Source organism: Polaromonas sp. P1_F1 (assembly GCF_056405795.1).
The window spans coordinates 104,751-121,904 of sequence record NZ_JBFUBJ010000006.1 but is presented as its reverse complement, the minus strand read 5'-3'; the positions used below and the strand labels follow the sequence as shown (position 1 = coordinate 121,904).

Annotated in this window: 17 protein-coding genes; 9 read left to right on the top strand and 8 right to left on the bottom strand. The window is 62.8% G+C overall.

Features of this window, described 5'->3' with window-relative positions; genetic code table 11:
- Positions 1-17 precede the first annotated feature (17 nt).
- Both AC1DZE_RS16795 and AC1DZE_RS16790 read right to left on the bottom strand, forming a co-directional pair.
- Positions 18-374, bottom strand: a complete 357-nt coding sequence (locus AC1DZE_RS16795; RefSeq protein WP_477674253.1) for a cyclophilin-like fold protein — start codon at positions 372-374, stop codon at positions 18-20.
- A gap of 206 nt (positions 375-580) precedes the next feature.
- Positions 581-1,726 carry an alpha/beta hydrolase gene (locus tag AC1DZE_RS16790; protein ID WP_477700327.1) on the bottom strand — a complete coding sequence of 382 codons (1,146 nt, stop codon included), beginning with the start codon at positions 1,724-1,726 and terminating at the stop codon, positions 581-583.
- 186 nt (positions 1,727-1,912) lie between these two features.
- On the opposite strand from AC1DZE_RS16790, the gene AC1DZE_RS16785 reads away from it, so the two are divergent.
- Together AC1DZE_RS16785 and AC1DZE_RS16780 are read left to right on the top strand one after the other, a co-directional pair.
- Positions 1,913-2,815: a LysR family transcriptional regulator gene (locus AC1DZE_RS16785; protein ID WP_477674518.1), complete on the top strand. Its 903-nt coding sequence runs from the start codon at positions 1,913-1,915 to the stop codon at positions 2,813-2,815.
- A gap of 142 nt (positions 2,816-2,957) precedes the next feature.
- Complete coding sequence (locus tag AC1DZE_RS16780; protein ID WP_477700326.1) at positions 2,958-3,869, top strand: TauD/TfdA dioxygenase family protein; 912 nt, start codon at positions 2,958-2,960, stop codon at positions 3,867-3,869.
- 347 nt (positions 3,870-4,216) lie between these two features.
- Here the strand turns inward: AC1DZE_RS16780 and AC1DZE_RS16775 are convergent, their stop codons facing one another.
- Positions 4,217-4,765, bottom strand: a complete 549-nt coding sequence (locus AC1DZE_RS16775; protein WP_477672457.1) for an NADPH-dependent FMN reductase — start codon at positions 4,763-4,765, stop codon at positions 4,217-4,219.
- Between the two features lie 332 nt (positions 4,766-5,097).
- Here AC1DZE_RS16775 and AC1DZE_RS16770 point away from each other — a divergent pair, with 332 nt between their 5' ends.
- Genes AC1DZE_RS16770 through AC1DZE_RS16745 form a run of 6 tightly spaced genes read left to right on the top strand, consistent with a single transcriptional unit; the run spans position 5,098 to position 11,105 of the window.
- Complete coding sequence (locus AC1DZE_RS16770; RefSeq protein WP_477672456.1) at positions 5,098-6,117, top strand: ABC transporter substrate-binding protein; 1,020 nt, start codon at positions 5,098-5,100, stop codon at positions 6,115-6,117.
- On the top strand, positions 6,114-6,968 hold the full coding sequence (locus tag AC1DZE_RS16765) for an ABC transporter ATP-binding protein (RefSeq protein ID WP_477700325.1): 855 nt from the start codon (positions 6,114-6,116) through the stop codon (positions 6,966-6,968). The genes AC1DZE_RS16770 and AC1DZE_RS16765 overlap by 4 nt, the downstream gene beginning before the upstream one ends.
- Complete coding sequence (locus tag AC1DZE_RS16760) at positions 6,961-7,800, top strand: ABC transporter permease (protein WP_477672454.1); 840 nt, start codon at positions 6,961-6,963, stop codon at positions 7,798-7,800. The genes AC1DZE_RS16765 and AC1DZE_RS16760 overlap by 8 nt, the downstream gene beginning before the upstream one ends.
- A gap of 28 nt (positions 7,801-7,828) precedes the next feature.
- Positions 7,829-9,181 carry an LLM class flavin-dependent oxidoreductase gene (locus tag AC1DZE_RS16755; RefSeq protein ID WP_477672453.1) on the top strand — a complete coding sequence of 451 codons (1,353 nt, stop codon included), beginning with the start codon at positions 7,829-7,831 and terminating at the stop codon, positions 9,179-9,181.
- Complete coding sequence (locus AC1DZE_RS16750) at positions 9,181-10,782, top strand: FAD-binding protein (RefSeq protein WP_477672459.1); 1,602 nt, start codon at positions 9,181-9,183, stop codon at positions 10,780-10,782. The genes AC1DZE_RS16755 and AC1DZE_RS16750 overlap by 1 nt, the downstream gene beginning before the upstream one ends.
- On the top strand, positions 10,779-11,105 hold the full coding sequence (locus AC1DZE_RS16745) for a 4Fe-4S binding protein (protein WP_477670794.1): 327 nt from the start codon (positions 10,779-10,781) through the stop codon (positions 11,103-11,105). Before AC1DZE_RS16750 ends, AC1DZE_RS16745 begins: the two co-directional genes overlap by 4 nt.
- 201 nt (positions 11,106-11,306) lie before the next feature.
- On the opposite strand, the gene AC1DZE_RS16740 is transcribed toward AC1DZE_RS16745, so the two are convergent.
- The 5 genes from AC1DZE_RS16740 to AC1DZE_RS16720 form a co-directional block, all read right to left on the bottom strand.
- A complete protein-coding gene (locus AC1DZE_RS16740; RefSeq protein WP_477672452.1) occupies positions 11,307-12,245 on the bottom strand; it encodes a TauD/TfdA dioxygenase family protein in 939 nt (312 codons plus the stop codon).
- A 197-nt stretch (positions 12,246-12,442) separates the two neighbouring features.
- A complete protein-coding gene (locus AC1DZE_RS16735) occupies positions 12,443-13,579 on the bottom strand; it encodes a sigma-54 interaction domain-containing protein (RefSeq protein WP_477672451.1) in 1,137 nt (378 codons plus the stop codon).
- 24 nt (positions 13,580-13,603) lie between these two features.
- On the bottom strand, positions 13,604-14,398 hold the full coding sequence (locus AC1DZE_RS16730) for a MetQ/NlpA family ABC transporter substrate-binding protein (protein WP_477700324.1): 795 nt from the start codon (positions 14,396-14,398) through the stop codon (positions 13,604-13,606).
- Positions 14,399-14,568: 170 nt separating this feature from the next.
- Positions 14,569-15,234, bottom strand: a complete 666-nt coding sequence (locus AC1DZE_RS16725) for a methionine ABC transporter permease (protein ID WP_457278549.1) — start codon at positions 15,232-15,234, stop codon at positions 14,569-14,571.
- A gap of 3 nt (positions 15,235-15,237) precedes the next feature.
- On the bottom strand, positions 15,238-16,299 hold the full coding sequence (locus tag AC1DZE_RS16720) for a methionine ABC transporter ATP-binding protein (RefSeq protein WP_477700323.1): 1,062 nt from the start codon (positions 16,297-16,299) through the stop codon (positions 15,238-15,240).
- 252 nt (positions 16,300-16,551) lie between these two features.
- Here AC1DZE_RS16720 and AC1DZE_RS16715 point away from each other — a divergent pair, with 252 nt between their 5' ends.
- Entirely contained in the window at positions 16,552-17,151 is a 600-nt protein-coding gene (locus AC1DZE_RS16715) for a DUF2239 family protein (protein ID WP_477674636.1), read from the top strand.
- The last annotated feature ends 3 nt before the right edge of the window (positions 17,152-17,154 follow it).

Here is a 17,154-nt window from a genome sequence, read left to right as displayed (position 1 = left end):
CGTTGTGCCGTGCAGCGTCATGGAGGAGCCTGTTCGACCCTCACCGCAACAGGACCGGGGCGCCGCATGGCGTCCAGCCCTGAGTCAAGCCGCCCGAGGCGGACCAGGCCGTCTGAAAAAGCGAAGTCCTTGTGATAAATGGCCAGATTGCCCCAGGGAGCGTAGTAACCGATATCGCCTGTGGAGGGCTTGTGCCCTACCGGCGCGCCCTTCGTTGACAGAGCACGCGGCAAGTCAGCGACTTTTTCGGTGGCCGCGTAGTCTTTCAACACAAGGTTCAGCGGAAGCAGTGCCGCAAAATCTCTGGCGCTGTCATTGCTGTCAAGTGTTGCCGTCGCAATGACGATGCCATCCACGCTCATCTGAATTTTCATCACGGGGACCTTCCTGCGGGGTGTCGGGTCAGATGGTTGTTGGGAAACTGCCCGAGTGTCRCCGCCCGCAGCAGCGAGACTACTCGCGCAAAGCAGTGGCAGCATCAGCGAGGCGCAAAACCTCCGTCTGCGCGCGGCGAAGTGAAAGGCGGTCTCGCGTTCGACGCGGACGCCGCCCGCCGCGTTGATGATTGCCCGAACCGCCATCAGGCGCCGGTCTGCACCAGGTGCTTGCCAAAGAACGCGGTCAGCTTGCTCCAGGGAATCAGCGTCACCCGGTCATACAAATCCACGTGGCCGGCGCCCGGAACAATGAACAGCTCTTTCGGTTCGGCGGCCCGCTTGTAGGCGTCTTCGCTGAATTCTTTCGAATGCGCCTGGTCGCCCGTGATGAACAGCATGGGGCGAGGCGAGATCGTCTCGATGTCATTGAACGGGTAAAAGTTCATGAACTTGACGTTGCTGGTCAGGGTCGGGTGCGTGGTGGTTCGCGCCGATCCGCCCGTGGGCGTGTATTCGCCTCGCGGCGTGCGGTAGAAGTCATAGAACTCGCGCTGGATGGGATGCGTGTCTGCCGTGAGCTCATGAACGGTACCGCTGGTGTACTGGATTGCGCCACCTTTGAATTCCACATCGCGCTGCGCCGCGGCGGCGGCGATGATCTGCTTGCGCTGCTCAAGGGTCTGCGAATGATTGAGGGCGTCGCGATTGGCCGCACCCATGTCATACATGCTCACCGTGGCGATGGCTTTCATGCGTGGGTCGATCTTCGCCGCACTGATGACAAAACTGCCGCTGCCGCAGATTCCGATGGCGCCGATCTGCAGCCTGTCTACAAACGCCTGGCTGCCGAGGTAATCCACTGCAGCGCTGAAATTCTCGGCGTACAGGTCCGGCGCAACGGCATTGCGCGGCTGGCCGTCGCTGCCGCCCCAGAAGGCGGTATCCAGAGACATGGCCACAAAGCCCTGCTCCGCCATCTTGGTAGCGTACAGGTTCGCGCTTTGCTCTTTCACCGCACCCATGGGGTGGCCCACAACGATGGCCGGGTTGCGTTTTTTACGATCAAGCGTCTTGGGAACGAAAAGATTCGCCGCGACGTTCATCCGGTACTGATTCCTGAAGGTCACCTTCTGCACGGTCACCTTGTCGCTCTTGTAAAAGTTATCGGCACCACCGGGCCTGCCTGGTATGGCCGGCGTATCCGCCGCAAAGGCAGCGCCTCCAACGGTCGAAAGCATGCCGGCCGCAGCCACGCCTGTTCCAGTCATTCTCAAAAACTCACGGCGGCCGGAGGCGTCGCTGGACAGTTCGACCGCTGCGCGGCCGTCGTTCTCTGATGGTGTTTTCATGGTCGATGTTCCTCTTTGGTTGGGTCTGAAGGCACTACGCGTGACGGTTGCCCTTGTTCGACGTGGTCCGGGTTCCGTTCGCAGTTCCTGAAGTTTGCCAAGTACCTTTAACATTGACTATGTAATGAATCCTTAATGAATTTGTTAGCATGGCTAATCAGTAGCCTGCAAAACGGAGACCTGCAAATGCCTCGACGCAATCTCAACGACCTTCTGGCCTTCGTCACCGTGGCGCGCCAGGGCAGCTTCACCCGGGCCGCCGCCACGCTGGGCGTGACCCCGTCAGCGCTGAGCCAGGCAATCCGGGGGCTGGAAGAAGGCTTGAAGATCCGGCTGCTCACACGCACCACACGCAGCGTCGCGACGACGTCTGCGGGCGAGCGGCTGATGAAGGCGATCGGCCACCGCTTCGACGAGATTGAGTCGGAACTCGACGCCTTGACCGATCTGCGCGACAAACCTGCAGGCACCGTGCGCATCACCTGTGGCGACCATGTGCTGCAAAGCGTGCTGCTGCCCAAGCTCGCGCCACTGCTTCGCGAGTACCCGGACATCAAGCTGGAGTTCGACGTGAACTATGGTTTTCGCGACATCGTGGCCGACCGTTTTGATGCCGGCGTACGCCTGGGAAACACGATCGACAAAGACATGATCGCCGTGCCCATCGGCCCGCCGCTGCGCATGGCGGTAGCGGCTTCACCCGGTTATTTTGCGGTCCATTCCATCCCCAAAACACCGCACGACCTCACCGCACATCACTGCATCAACCAGCGCATGCCTACTTCCGGCGGGCTTTACGTCTGGGACTTTGAGCGCCGCGGTCGGCAGGTCAATGTCCGGGTGGATGGCCCGCTGATCTTCAACACGACACCGCCGCAGGTCGACGCGGCACTGGCGGGGCTGGGCATCGCCTTGCTGCCGGAAGACGAACTGATGGCGCACATCGAAGCCGGGCGGCTCGTGCGCGTGCTGCAGGACTGGTGCCCAAAATTTTCCGGCTACCACCTGTACTATCCCAGCAGGCGCCAGCCTTCACCGGCCTTTTCGCTGGTGGTGAAAGCGTTGCGGGTGAGTGGATCCGGTAGATAAGATGGTTGGCGTCCTCGTGTGGCGAAGCCGAACAGACTTAAAAGTAATTAACAAACGACGAATAGGTAGTTCGCTTGGCACGGCGGCACTCCTACATTTATGGGCTGACCGGCGTCCCAGGGCGCAGATGAGAAAGATGAAGATGACAGCGACTTTGACTCCGAACGACCGTGCCGATGTGTCGGCAACAACGCATGGCCCCTCCTCCATCGAGATCCGGCCTTTTGACGCCCCTCTGGGCGCCGAGGTGCTGGGCATGGATCTGTCCACGCCGCTCACCACAGCGGACTTCAGCCGCATCCACCGCGCCCACCTGGACCACCACGTGCTGGTCTTTCGCGATCAGCGCATCACGCCGCAGCAGCATGTTGATTTCAGCCGCCGCTTTGGGCCGCTGCAAATTCATGTGCTGAAAAACTTCCAGCTGAAAAACCACCCTGAAATCCTGATCGTTTCCAACATCAAGGAAAACGGCGAACCCATCGGCCTGGGCGACGCCGGCCATTTCTGGCACTCTGACCTGTCCTACAAAGACAAACCCAGCCTGGGCTCATTGCTGCATGCCCAGGAGCTGCCCTCCGAAGGCGGCGACACGCTTTTTGCCAACCAGCACACCGCCTGGGACACCCTGCCCGACGCGTTAAAAACAGCCGTGCAGGGCCTGCGCGCCGAACACACCTACCTCGCCAAATACGAAGAACTGCGCAACCGCAACCCGTGGCGGCCCAAGCTCACACAAGAGCAGGTTGAAGAGGTCAAGCCGGTGGTTCACCCGGTGGTGCGCACCCACCCCGAAAACGGACGCAAGGCGCTTTTTGTCAGCGAGCATTTCACCACTCGCATCCTGGGCATACCAGAGGACGAAAGCACCGCCCTGCTCAGCGAACTGTTCGAACACACCTCACGCCCCGAACTCATCTACCGCCACCAATGGCAGCCGCACGACATGGTGTTCTGGGACAACCGCTCAGTCACCCACCTGGCCGCAGGCACCCCCGACCACCTGCGCCGCAAGCTCTACCGCACCACCATCGAAGGCGACGCGCCGTTTTAAGCAGAAGCCTGCGTCCGCTATTCGGGTTTCGGTTTTAGGTATTCCTTCCCCAAACCCTTGTGGATGCGCCGAGGAGCGCAGGGCCAGGCGGATCAGGGATCGCGATTGTCTGAGCCGAAGGCGAGTTCGAGCGAGACCCCGGCTGGACCGAGCACCGCAGGCTGCCCGCAGCGCAGCGAAGGGACGCAGACAGCAGGGTCGCCTTTTGGTATTCGCGTAACTTCGCTTCGCGAAGTGAGCGAATCCCCACTACGTGACCTTTGCTTACTTTCTTTTGGCGAAGCAAAAGAAAGTGAGTTGCCGCCGGGCAACCCCCGGCCAGCCGCCCTGAGCAAAAAGCATGACGCTCAGGCGTGCTTCTTAACCCACCCCACATAAGCATCCACCCACCCCTGCAAAAACTTGCGGCTGCCTTCACTGATGCCGCCATCAGCGTCGTACAAACCGTCCTTGTTGTAGACAAAAGCCTCAGGCTGCCCCAGCGTAGGCACATTCAGATAGGCCAGGATATTGCGCAGGTGCTGCTGGGCAAGCGCGGTACCAATCGCGCCAACCGATGCCCCAATCACGCCGGCAGGCTTGCCGTCCCAGGCACTTTGGCCATAAGGCCGTGAGGCATGGTCAATGGCGTTTTTCAGCACACCGGGAATTGAGCGGTTGTATTCAGGCGTGACAAACAGCAGGCCCTGCGCCGCCTTGATCTCGCCCTTGAGCCGCTTCACCTCTGCCGACGGATTCCCGTCGTCATCCTGGTTGTAGGGCGGCAGGTCGTCAATGCGCACATGCGTGAAGCTGAAGTCCGCGGGGAACAGCTTCTCAAGCGCACTGGCGAGTTTTTTGTTGAACGAATCCTTGCGGATGCTGCCGACGATGACAGCGATGTTGTATTGAGCCATGGGGTTCTCCAGGAGGGTGGGAATGAAAGGGTTTGATCAGCGAATGCGCGAATGCGCAAAAGGCATTTCCGGTTTTAAATCAATTCACCGCCGCGCGCTGTAGGACTTCAGGACAGAAATACCCCAAGGTTCCACAACGCTGCCCGCTTCCCGTCAACACGCCAGGCCGCCTCTGCGCAAAACCAGACAGCACCTCAACAGCCGGCTGCCCGGGATGCAGCAACAAAGCCACCCGGACGACCTGAAAACCCAGAAATCCCCCCTGAATCAGCCCGAAATCACTGGCATGGATGCTGCGATGTTGAACCCGTCAACCACTCACTCCTCACGCCATGAACATCACTCGCTTCCTCGGTCTCACAGCTTTGTCGTTTGGCCTCCTGTCCGCTCAAGGCCATGCCGCGCCCCCACCTGAAAGAACCGAAATCCGCTACCAGGGCTGGGCCGGCCAGGTCACCTGGATTGAGCTGGCTGAAGACCTGGGCTACCTTGCGCCGCTCAAGGCCAAATGGGTAGGCAACACCATCAGCGGCCCGCAGGACATCCAGAGCGTGGTCACTGGCGATGTCGACCTGGGCGGCGCCTTCAACGGCGCGGTCGTGAAGTTGCTGGCCAAGAAAGCGCCGATCAAGGCGGTGCTGGGCTACTACGGGGTGGACGAAAACACCTGGAGCGGCTACTACGTCAAGGAAGACAGCCCGATCAAATCCGCACGCGACCTGATCGGCAAAAAAGTTGCGGTGAACACGCTGGGCGCACACCACGAGTTCATGGTCCGCGAATACCTGGAACGCGCCAGGCTCAGCGAAGCGGAAGCCAAGCAGGTGACGCTGGTCGTAACGCCGCCGGTCACCGGTGAACAGGTACTGCGCCAGGGCCAGGTCGAAGTCACCACCCTGGGCGGTGTGCTGCGCGACAAGGCGCGGGAGCGCGGCGGCATACGCCCGCTGTTCACAGACCGCGACCTGTATGGCAACTTCACGGCCGGTTCCATCGTTCTGCACAACAAGTTCATCGAGCAAAACCCCAACACCAGCCGCCACCTGGTGTCGGCGCTGGCGCGTTCCATCGAATGGGCGCGCAACACACCGCCAGCCGAGGTGCGGGCGCGCTTCGTCAAGATCATTGACGGCCGCAAGCGCGCCGAAAGCACAGACACCATCCAGTACTGGAAAAGTACCGGCGTGGCGGGAACCGGAGGCGTGATCAAGGACAAGGAGCTGCAGATCTGGATTGACTGGCTGGTCAAGGACGGTTTGCTCAAACCCGGCCAGGTAAAGCCCACTGACCTGTACACCAACGCCTTCAATCCCTACGCCAACAGCGGCGACAAGCTGGCGGTGGCCAAATGAGCGCCGCAAAAATCCGCTTTGAAAACGTCAGCAAGGAGTTCACCGTTCGCGCGGACGACGGCGGCGCCGCCAAACGTTTTATCGCTGTCCATGACGTGACGCTTGACGTGCGCCCCGGCGAGTTCCTGGTGCTGGTCGGGCCCAGCGGCTGCGGCAAGTCCACCCTGCTCGATTTGCTGGCCGGTCTGGCGCTGCCCACCAGCGGCCGCGTGCTGATTGACGGCCTGCCTGTCTCTGGGCCGGCGCGCGACCGCGGCGTGGTGTTCCAGCAATACGCCCTCTTCCCCTGGCTCAGCGCGCTCGACAACGTGGCCTTTGGCCTGGAGGTGGCGGGCGTGAGCAAGCGCGCCCGGCGCGAGAAGGCCGCGCACTACCTGGAGCTGGTGGGCCTGACCGATTTTTCCAACCGCTTTCCGCATGAACTTTCCGGCGGCATGAAGCAGCGCGTGGCCATTGCGCGCAGCCTGGCTTACGAGCCGCAGGTGCTGCTGATGGACGAGCCCTTTGCCGCGCTCGATGCGCAGACACGCGAAACGCTGCAGGAAGAGCTGATCGAAATCTGGCAACGCACCGGCAAGACGATTGTGTTCATCACGCACGGCATCGACGAAGCCGTGGTGCTGGGCCAGCGCGTGGCCATCATGACGACCCGGCCGGGCCGCATCAAGCAGATCGTGGACATCCCCGAATCCTTGCGCAGCGGCACCGACGACGTGCGCTCGCTGCCGCTGTTCGGCGAGCTGCGCCACGAGATCTGGTCGCAGCTGCATGACGAGGTGGCATCTGCCCGCCGCGAACGCCGCGCCCGTATTTCCTCACAACCCATCCTCAAGGAAATTGCCCATGTCTGACATTGCCCTGAACGCGGGCGCCGCACCGCTAGCCCTTCACACGCCGCCGCTCTGGAAGCGCCTGCAGGCGCAAGTTGCCAATGCCACCTGGCGCTCCGGCCTGATCGTGGCGCTGGCCCTGCTGTGGGAACTGGCGCCGCGCCTGGGCCTCACCGACCCGACCTTCCTGCCGCCGCTCAGCGAGGTGCTTGCCGCCGGCTGGGCATTGGCACTGAACGGCCAGCTGTGGGAACACACCTCCATCAGCCTGGCCCGTTCGCTCGGCGGCCTGCTGCTGGCCATCGTGTTCGCGATCCCGCTGGGGCTGGCCATCGGCTGGTACCGGCGCCTGGGCAACACGCTCAACCCGCTGATTGAGCTGCTGCGCAACACGGCACCGCTGGCATTGCTGCCAGTGTTCTTGCTGCTGCTGGGTATTGGCGAGGTGTCCAAGGTCTCCATCGTGGTGTATTCGTGCGCCTGGCCCCTGTTGCTCAACACCATCTCGGCCGTGCGGCAGGTGGATCCGCTGCTCGTGAAGTCGGCCCGCACCATGGGAGTGACACCGCGCCAGTTGTTCCTGAAGGTCATCCTGCCCGCTTCCGTGCCGACCATCTTCGTGGGCATACGCCTGGCTGCGGCTTCGGCCATGCTGGTGCTGATTGCCGCCGAGATGGTGGGTGCCAAAGCCGGGCTGGGCTACCTGATCATCTACGCCCAGTTCAGTTTCCTGATTGCCGACATGTACTTCGGGATCATCGCCATCACAGCCATCGGGGTCACGCTGAACTTTGCACTGCAGGCGCTGGAGCGCCACTTCACGGCGTGGAAGCCTGCTTCCTCGCACAGCTGACCCCATTACCCACAGAAAGACATCCCTCATGACTCAACGCAAACTTCGCCTGGGCGCATTCATCATGGCCACAGGCCACCATATCGCGGCCTGGCGGCATCCTGGCTCGCAGGTCGATTCAGGCGTCAACATCGACCACTACATCGAGGTGGCCAAGACGGCCGAGCGCGGCCTGTTCGACCAGGTGTTTGTGGCCGACAGCCCGGGCGTGGCGTTCCACGGCACCGACGAGGCCTTCAGCCGGCAGGGCCGCGTGTCCTATTTCGAACCGGTCACTTTGTGGGCGGCCCTGTCGGCCGTGACGAAACACATCGGCTTTGTGGCGACGGCTTCCACCACTTACGAAGACCCCTTCCTGCTGGCACGCAAGTTCGCCTCGCTGGACCACATCAGCAAAGGTCGCGCGGCCTGGAATGTCGTGACCACCGGCGCCGACAATGTGTACGGAAATTTCGGACTCGACAAACACCCCGACCCCGAGGTGCGCTATGAGCAGGCCCATGAGTTCATCGACGTGGTGAAAGGCCTGTGGGACAGCTTCGAAGACGATGCCTTCATCCGCAACCCCGAAACAGGCCGCTACTTTGACCCGGCCAAGCTGCACGAGATCAACCACAGCGGCAAATACTTCAAGGTGCAGGGCCCACTCAACCTGGAGCGGCCGCCGCAAGGCTACCCGGTCATTGTGCAGGCCGGCTCGTCCGAGCCCGGGCGCGAACTGGCGGCGGCCACCGCCGAAGCGATCTTCACCGCCTGGACCAGCCTGGCCGAAGCGCAGGCCTTCTACCGCGACGTGAAAGGCCGCCTGGCCAAATACGGCCGCCGGCCTGAACAGCTGCTGATCCTGCCCGGCATCTCGCCTGTCATCGGCCGCACACAGGCCGAGGCTGAGGCCAAGTGGGCCGAGCTGCAAAAGCTGATTCACCCTTCGGTGGGCCTGAACACCATTGCCCAATTCTGGCCCGGCGAAGACCTCACGAAGTGGGACCTGGACGCCCCGCCACCCTACATTCCCGAACCGCCCAAGGGCCAGAACAGCCGCGCTCACGTGGTGCTGGAGCTGGCGCGGCGCGACAAGCTCACGGTGCGCCAACTTTATGAATACCTGGCCGGTGCGCGCGGCCACTGGGTGGTGGTAGGCACGCCGCAGACCATCGCGGACAAGATCCAGGAGTGGTTTGAAAACGGCGCCGCCGACGGCTTCAATGTCATGCCGCCAGTGCTGCCCGAGTCGCTCAACGACTTTGTGGACCTGGTGATCCCCGAGTTGCAGCGCCGCGGCATTTTCCGCACCGAATACGAAGGCAGCACGCTGCGCGAAAACCTCGGGCTGGACCGGCCCGTCAACCAGTTCGCCGTCAAGGCCCAAAAGGTGGCGTGATGGGAAGCCGCGACTTCAACTTCACCGCCCTCTCGAACGCGGCAGGCGCCCGGCAGCACGATGCCGACGTGCTGGTCATAGGCGGCGGCCCCGCCGGAACCTGGGCCGCCATCAGCGCCGCAGCACAGGGCGCCAAGGTGGTGCTGGCCGACAAGGGCTACTGCGGCACCTCGGGCGCCACGGCGCCTTCGGGCACAGGCGTCTGGTACGTGGAGCCGCAAGGCACGCAGCGCGAAGACGCCAAAGCCAGCCGTTACGACAAGGGCGGGCAACTGGCCGAACACGCGTGGATGGACCGCGTGCTTGAGCAGACCTACGCCAACATGCAGCAGCTGGCCGAATGGGGCTACCCTTTCCCGATAGGCGAAGACGGCGAGCAGCGCCGTGCCTCGCTGCAAGGCCCCGAGTACATGCGCCTGATACGCAAGCGCGCCAAGGAGGCAGGTGTGCGCATCCTCGACCATAGCCCGGCACTGGAACTGCTGGTGGACGAACAAGGCACCGTGTGCGGCGCCACCGGCCAGCAACGCCAGACGCTCGAGCCCTGGGTGGTGCGCGCTGGTGCTGCCGTGATCGCCACCGGCGGCTGCGCTTTCTTAAGCCGCGCGCTGGGCTGCAACGTGCTGACCGGCGACGGCCACCTGATGGCCGCCGAGGTGGGCGCTGATTTTTCAGGCATGGAGTTTTCCAACGCCTACGGCCTGGGTGCAGCATTTGCCTCGGTCACCAAGTCGCTGTTCTACCAGTGGGCCACCTTCTACTACGAAGACGGCAGCGTGATTGAAGGCGCCGGCTCGGCTTTTGGCCGCAGCCTGATTGCCAAAACATTGCAGACCCAGCGTGTGTTCGGCCGTTTGGATAAAGCCGACGACCAGGTGAAAGCCTGGATGCGCACCGCCCAGCCCAACTTCTTTTTGCCCTTCGACCGCGCAGGCATAGACCCTTTCACCCAGCGCTTTCCCGTGACCTTGCGGCTGGAAGGCACCGTGCGCGGAACCGGCGGCCTGCGCATTACGGGCCGCGACTGCGCGACTTCAGTGCCCGGCCTGTATGCCGCGGGTGACGCCGCCACGCGTGAGCTGATCTGCGGCGCCTTTACCGGCGGCGGCAGCCACAACGCGGCCTGGGCCCTGTCGTCCGGGTTCTGGGCCGGTGCGGGCGCAGCGGGCTTCGCACGCTCCAACGGGCACAGCGCCGCACGCGCGGTGCTGCGCGCCGGCGGCGTGGGCCTGCAGGGCACGGGCAGCGAACACACCGACAGCGAAGTCCTGATCCGGGCCGTGCAGGCCGAAGTGTTTCCTTATGAGCGCAACTGGTTCCGCAGCGGCGGCGTGCTGGAAGATTCTCTGTCGCGGCTCGACGCGTTGTGGCTGCGCCTGCGCCAGGCCGCACCGGCCGACAGGCAACAGGCGGTTCGCACACGCGAAGCCGCCGCGCTGCTGGCCCATTCACGATGGATGTACCGCAGCGCCCTGGCCCGCAACGAAACGCGGGGCATGCACCGGCGCCAGGAGCACGCCGCACCCGACCCCACGCAGCGGCACCGCCTCATCAGCAACGGGCTCGACGAAATCCGGGTCAGCCAGGAAGTGGTCGCATGATCGAGCTCATCAGCGCTTCGCAATGCACCGGCTGCAACATCTGCGTGACGGCCTGCCCCACCAACGTGTTCGACGCCGTGCCCGGCGGCCCACCGGTCATCGCGCGCCAGGGTGACTGCCAGACCTGTTTCATGTGCGAGCTGTACTGCCCGGAAGACGCGCTGTTTGTCGCTCCCAGCGCCGATGAGTCCGTGCAGGTGAATGAAGAAGCCTTGCGCCACGGCGCCCTGCTCGGCAGCTACCGCAAAGCCGTCGGCTGGGGCGGTGGCCGCAAGTCGACCGCTTCGGACGACCACAGCTACCACCTGCTGCAGAGAGCCTGAGCCTCAACCCATCGCCACCATATGCTATCTATTTGATAGCTGGTGGCGCCCATTTTCATTGGCCTAGCGGCCGTTTTGATTGCTCAAAATGCATCAAGACGGCCATTTTTTTGCTCAAAAGCACAAAAAAGCCGGCGCGAAGCCGGCAAAAATGGCCGGCCGCACTGGCAGCACGGCCATGCCACACGAAAGATCAATCCATCAGGCAGCCACGGCCTCGGCAGGCACTACCGGTTGGGCGACCTTCGGTGGCTGCGCCTGGCCGCCATGCACGCGTGAGCGGCGGCCGTCCACGCTGATCGGCACGTCGCCGGCCAGTGTGACGCGGCGCACGATGCGCTTCTGGTCGCCGTAGTCATTGATGGCGTAGTGCTGCGTAGCGCGGTTGTCCCAGATCACCACGTCACCCTGGATCCAGCGCCAGCGTACGGTGTTTTCAAGGCGCGTTACGTGGCTTTGCAGCACCGACAGCAGGTGCTGTGAATCGGTGCTGGAATAACCGACCAGCTTTTTCGCGAAGTGCCCGAGCACCAGCGTGCGCTCGCGGGTTTCGGGGTGCACGCGCACCACCGGGTGCTCGGCTTCATGCAAGGTGCGGGTGAAAACCTCGCGGTAATGCCGCAGGCCTTCGCTCGACACTTCGTCTTCGCTGCGTGAAGCGGCGTAGTCGTAATCGTTGCCGTGAATCACCCAGAGCTTTTCAGCCAGCTCGCGCAGCGCGGGCGGCAGGCCCTGGTAAGCCAATGCCGTGTTGGCCCACACCGTATCGCCGCCGGCGGGCGGGATCACCACGCCGCGCAGCACCGAGATCTTGGGCGGGGCCACGGCGAAGGTCACGTCGGTGTGCCAGGAGTTGGCACGCCCGCCGTGTTCCGAATCCAGCTCAAGGATAAAGCCCGTGCCCTGGCGCACCGGTACCGTGGGGTGCGGCACCGGCTCGCCCAGGCGCTTGGCAAAGGCCTCCTGCGATGCGTCGTCCAGATGCTGCTGGCCGCGAAAGAACAGCACCTTGTGCTTGAGCAGCGCCTGGTTCAGCGCGGTGATGGTGGCGCCTGGCAGGTCGGCAGACAGGCGCAGGCCGCGCACTTCGGCGCCGATGCGGCCTGCGACCGGGTGAATATCCACGGGCAATGTTGTCATGAAGAAGCTCCTTGTGTCGTTGATAAAACAGGCGGCAGAAATGACGCTGCTGACAAGCTTCTACGCATGACCTGTGCCAGTGAAAACCGGGCACCGTACGGCTTTTTTTCAATCTCTTGCTGCAATCGAAGCAGCCGGGCAGGACTGGGTGAGGGAAAGTGTTCAACGGCTGCTGTGAATACAGCACCCACCTGCAGTTACTGTGACAACGAAGCGGTTTGATCTTCTGCCACGTCATCAGCCTGCGCAGGTCGGTCGAGCAAACCATGGCGCTTGAGCAAGGTTCGCAGCACGTTGCGCGAAAGGCCCAGCAGATGCGCTGTCTGCACCTGGTTGCCATGGCAGAACTCAAAGGCCGTCTTCACCAGCGTGGCCTCGACGGTGTCAAACAGTTCAGGTTCGGCCTCGTTCATGCGCTGCAGCAGCACCTCGCGCAAACTGACTGGTGCAGCGCCCTGCACCGCGTGGGTTGAAACCTGTTCTACGGAAGCAGGTGCCGGCAATGCGGCAGGGGCCGCGCGGGACGCCATGCGTGCAGAGCGGTGAATGCCCTGCAGGTCCGCCACATGCAGCGTTGCCGCCGGCGCCACGATGAGCGCGTAGTGGATGACGTTTTCCAGCTCGCGGATATTGCCGGGCCAGTCATGGGCCAGCAGGGCCTGCTCTGCCTCGGGCGAAAGGCTTGCATCCTTGATGCCCAGGCGCGCGGCATAGCTCGCCAGGAAATGTCGCGCCAGCGGCAGGATGTCGCCGGGCCGCTCAAACAGCGGGCGAAGCTCCAGCGTGGCAACGCTCAGGCGGTAGTAAAGGTCGGCGCGAAAGTGGCTGGCGTTCACCGCATCACGCAGGTCGACGTTGGTTGCCGCAATCAGGCGCACGTCCAACGCAATCGGCTTGCGCGAACCGATGCGCACCACCTGGCGCTCCTGCAGCACGCGCAGCAGTTTGACTTGCAGGCTCAGCGACAAGTCACCAATTTCGTCAAGGAACAGCGTGCCGCCGTCGGCCGCCTCAAACCAGCCCGCGCGGGCGTGCGCAGCGCCGGTGAAAGCGCCGGTTTCATGGCCAAACAGTTCGGCATCGATCAGCGACTCGCTGAAAGCGCCGCAGTTCACCGCCACAAAAGGCCCGCTGCGTCCGCTGCCCTGGTGGATGCGGCGCGCCAGCAACTCCTTGCCGGTGCCGGTTTCACCAATGATCAGGACCGTGGCTTCGGTGGGCGCTACCTGGTCGACGCGCTCCAGCAGGGCCAGCGAGCCGGGGTCTTCGAACACCAGCGCCTTGGCGCGAATCGACAAGGCGCCGGCATTGGGAAGGGTCAGCAACCGGCTCATGCCTTGCGCTCCGCCTGGCTACGCTCAGAACCCGGGCAGCACAGCGCCCTTGAACTCGGCCTGCACGTACTTGCGGATTTCTTCCGAGTGGTAGGCCTTGACCAGCTTGGCCACCCAGGGCTTGTCCTTGTCTTGCTCACGCACGGCGAGCAGATTCACATACGGTGACTTGGCGGCTTCCTGGGCAATCGCGTCCTTGGGGTTCAGCCCGGCGGAGAGCGCGTAGTTGGTGTTGACGGCCGAGGCGTCCAGGTCGTCCAGCGAGCGTGGCAGCTGTGCGGCGTCGAGCTCCACAAACTTCAGCTTCTTCGGGTTCTCGATCACGTCGAGCGGCGTGGCCTTCAGGCCTGCTTCGGGCTTGAGCTTGATCAGGCCCTTGTCTTGCAGCACCAGCAGCACACGGCCGCCGTTGGTCGGGTCGTTCGGGATGCCAAAGCGCGCGCCTTCTTTCAGCTCGGCCAGGCTTTTGACTTTTTTGGAATAGAGGCCGATCGGGAAGTTGACGGTGTAGCCCACGTTGACGATCTTGTAGCCGCGGTCCTTGACCTGCTGGTCGAGGAAGGGCTTGTGCTGGTAGCTGTTGCCGTCCAGGTCGCCGGCGGCCAGTGCGGCGTTGGGCTGGATGTAGTCACTGAACTCGACGATCTGGATCTTCAGGCCGTCTTTTTCGGCGATCTTTTTGACCTGCTCAAAAATCTGCGCGTGCGGGCCGGCGGTGACGCCGATCTTCAGCGGCTTGTCTTGTGCCAGCACAGCGCCGCTGAACGAGGTGGCCAGCGCGAGTGCGACGGCGGACTGGATGAGGGTGCGTTTTTTCATGGTGTTTCCTTTTTTGAAGATGAATGAATCTGTTTTTTTGCCCTGAAGGTCAATTTCAAGGCCATTTTTAAGAGGCAAATCGGGCTCTAACCCAATGGGAACGTGCGCGAGCAGCTATCAAAAGCGTAGCAATCAACATCGCCGCGCATGGCTGTCATGGATGGACGGGGTCATCTGTGGCTCAACCTGCGCACAGCCCAGTCGCCCAGGCTTTGCACCGCCTGCACAAACAAAATGAGCACCAGCACCACGGCCAGCATGACTTCAGGCAAAAAACGCTGGTAGCCGTAGCGGATGCCCAGGTCGCCCAACCCGCCGCCGCCAATGGCGCCGGCCATGGCCGAATAACCCGTAAGGCTCACGAAGGTGATGGTCAGGCCCGCGACGATGCCGGGAAGAGCCTCGGGCAGCAGCACCTTGAAGACGATCTGCCGTGTGGTCGCACCCATGGCCAGCGCGGCTTCGATCAGCCCGTGGTCGACTTCGCGCAGCGAGGTTTCCACCAGCCGCGCAATGAACGGCGCGGCCGCGATGGTGAGCGGCACCACCGCCGCCGCCGTGCCGATGGAAGACCCGGTGATGAAGCGCGTCAGCGGAATGATGGCCACCAGCAAAATGATGAACGGCGTGGAACGCACCGCATTGACAAGGCCGCCGACGACGCGGTTCACGCCAGCGTTTTGCAGCACACCGCCCTCGTCTGTCAGGCGCAAAAACACCCCGAGTGGAATACCGATGAGCGCACCGACCGCGCCCGAAATGCCCACCATGACGATGGTTTCCCATAGCGAGCTGACAAAGAGCTCGAGCAGGGCTTGTGAGAAATTACTGAACACGGCTTAAACCCTCCCGCCCACGGCCAGCTCACCGCCGACCTGGTCTACATGCACACCGGCGCCGCGCAAATGCGCCACCGCTGCGTTGAGCTGTTCGCGTGCGCCGCGCGCAAACACTGCCAGCGAACCGAAGGGCTTGCCCTGGATTTCATCGACCTGCCCGTGCACGATGGACAAGTCAATGCCAAAGCGGCGGATCACGTCTGACAGCAAGGGCCGATCCGACTCATCCCCCGCAAAGGCCAGTCTGAGCAGCTGCCCTTCTTCCGGGTGCTCGGCACTCATCAGGGTGCGTATGCGCGCCAGCACGCTGTCGGGCAAATCCTGCGGCACGATCTCGGCGATCAGGCTGCGTGTGGTTTCGTGTTGCGGACGCGTGAAGACATCGATCACCGGGCCGCTTTCAACAATGCGGCCGGCGTCGATCACCGCCACGCGATCGGCCACCTGCTTGATCACCTGCATCTGGTGCGTGATCAACACGATGGTGAGGCCGAATTCCTTGTTGATCTGGCGCAGCAGGCCGAGGATGGAGCGCGTGGTTTCCGGGTCCAGCGCCGAAGTAGCTTCATCCGACAGCAACACCTTGGGCCGGTTGGCCAGCGCGCGCGCAATGCCCACACGCTGCTTTTGCCCGCCGCTGATCTGTGCCGGGTAGCGATCCGCCAGGACGCTCAGGCCGACGAGGTCCAGCAAGGGCTCAACACGCGCCTTGATGTCCGCTGCCGATAGACCCGCAATCTCCAGCGGCAAGGCCACGTTGCCGTACACGGTGCGCGACGACAGCAGGTTGAAGTGCTGAAAGATGATGCCGATATCGCGCCGGGCTACGCGCAGTGCTTCGCCGTTCAGCGAAGTCAGTTCCCGGCCGCCCACCAAAACCTGGCCAGCCGTCGGCCGGTTCAGCAGGTTGACCACGCGCACCAGCGAGCTTTTGCCCGCACCGCTGCGGCCGATGATGCCGTAGACCTCGCCCGGGTTGATGTGAAGGTCGACGCCCCGCAGCGCTTCGACCGGGCCCGTGGAGCCCTTGTAGGTTTGAAAAATGCCTTTGAGCTCGATCATGAAAATTCGCTAAACCTTGTCACCCCTCACGGTTCTTGTGAAAACGTGTGAGGCTCTTTTTTGAACAGGACGCGAATTTAGCCTAGCTTCTCCCAAACTCAAAAGAATATTAAATAGACTAGTTAGATGATTAATCAGCTATAGAACCCGATTTACAGCCTTTTACGCATTTTTCAGCCAAAACTTGATCATTTATACCCGGATGATATAAACTCCTAATTTGACCCGGACAAAATTAACCGTAATGACTTTATGACCTCTACTTTGATCGCCACGCCCCGCACCCTGACCGCCTTCGCCGGGTTCCAGCGCATTGCCTCCGGGCCGCGCCGTGAGCTGCTCGCGCAGTTGCGCGCCACGCCCCAGCAGGCCGACATACTGCTTCGCATATTCAACGATGCCAACGGGGAACGCCTGGACCTTGACCTGCGGCCCGACGCCGTGGATGCGCCCGACGACACGCCGCCCGACCTTCCCGCCGCCGAACCCGAAGCACCGGTGACGCGTTCTGTCGGGCGCCCCAGGCTGGGGGTGGTTGCGCGTGAAGTCACCTTGCTGCCGCGGCACTGGGAATGGCTCAGCCGCCAATCAGGCGGTGCTTCGGTTGCGCTGCGCAAGCTGGTGGAAGAAGCGAGCAGGGCCAACGAGGCACGCGACGTGGTACGGGCCTCCCGCGAAGCCGCTTACCGCTTCATGGCGGAAATCGCGGGCGACCTGCCCGGCTTCGAAGAAGCCACCCGCGCCCTGTTTGCCGGCGACCGGCTGCGTTTTGACACCCTGGTCGAGCCCTGGCCTGAAGATGTGCGAACCTACCTGGCGGCACTGGCCGCAGCCAGCTGGAGCGCCGCATGAAGC

Coding starts and splice junctions, on each gene's coding strand:
- AC1DZE_RS16785 (WP_477674518.1), top strand. CDS start 1,913: ATGCCTCGACGCAATCTCAACGACCTTCTGGCCTTCGTCACCGTGGCG.
- AC1DZE_RS16755 (WP_477672453.1), top strand. CDS start 7,829: ATGACTCAACGCAAACTTCGCCTGGGCGCATTCATCATGGCCACAGGC.
- AC1DZE_RS16745 (WP_477670794.1), top strand. CDS start 10,779: ATGATCGAGCTCATCAGCGCTTCGCAATGCACCGGCTGCAACATCTGC.
- AC1DZE_RS16790 (WP_477700327.1), bottom strand. CDS start 1,726: ATGAAAACACCATCAGAGAACGACGGCCGCGCAGCGGTCGAACTGTCC.
- AC1DZE_RS16765 (WP_477700325.1), top strand. CDS start 6,114: ATGAGCGCCGCAAAAATCCGCTTTGAAAACGTCAGCAAGGAGTTCACC.
- AC1DZE_RS16740 (WP_477672452.1), bottom strand. CDS start 12,245: ATGACAACATTGCCCGTGGATATTCACCCGGTCGCAGGCCGCATCGGC.
- AC1DZE_RS16750 (WP_477672459.1), top strand. CDS start 9,181: ATGGGAAGCCGCGACTTCAACTTCACCGCCCTCTCGAACGCGGCAGGC.
- AC1DZE_RS16735 (WP_477672451.1), bottom strand. CDS start 13,579: ATGAGCCGGTTGCTGACCCTTCCCAATGCCGGCGCCTTGTCGATTCGC.
- AC1DZE_RS16715 (WP_477674636.1), top strand. CDS start 16,552: ATGACCTCTACTTTGATCGCCACGCCCCGCACCCTGACCGCCTTCGCC.
- AC1DZE_RS16780 (WP_477700326.1), top strand. CDS start 2,958: ATGACAGCGACTTTGACTCCGAACGACCGTGCCGATGTGTCGGCAACA.
- AC1DZE_RS16770 (WP_477672456.1), top strand. CDS start 5,098: ATGAACATCACTCGCTTCCTCGGTCTCACAGCTTTGTCGTTTGGCCTC.
- AC1DZE_RS16720 (WP_477700323.1), bottom strand. CDS start 16,299: ATGATCGAGCTCAAAGGCATTTTTCAAACCTACAAGGGCTCCACGGGC.
- AC1DZE_RS16775 (WP_477672457.1), bottom strand. CDS start 4,765: ATGGCTCAATACAACATCGCTGTCATCGTCGGCAGCATCCGCAAGGAT.
- AC1DZE_RS16795 (WP_477674253.1), bottom strand. CDS start 374: ATGAAAATTCAGATGAGCGTGGATGGCATCGTCATTGCGACGGCAACA.
- AC1DZE_RS16730 (WP_477700324.1), bottom strand. CDS start 14,398: ATGAAAAAACGCACCCTCATCCAGTCCGCCGTCGCACTCGCGCTGGCC.
- AC1DZE_RS16760 (WP_477672454.1), top strand. CDS start 6,961: ATGTCTGACATTGCCCTGAACGCGGGCGCCGCACCGCTAGCCCTTCAC.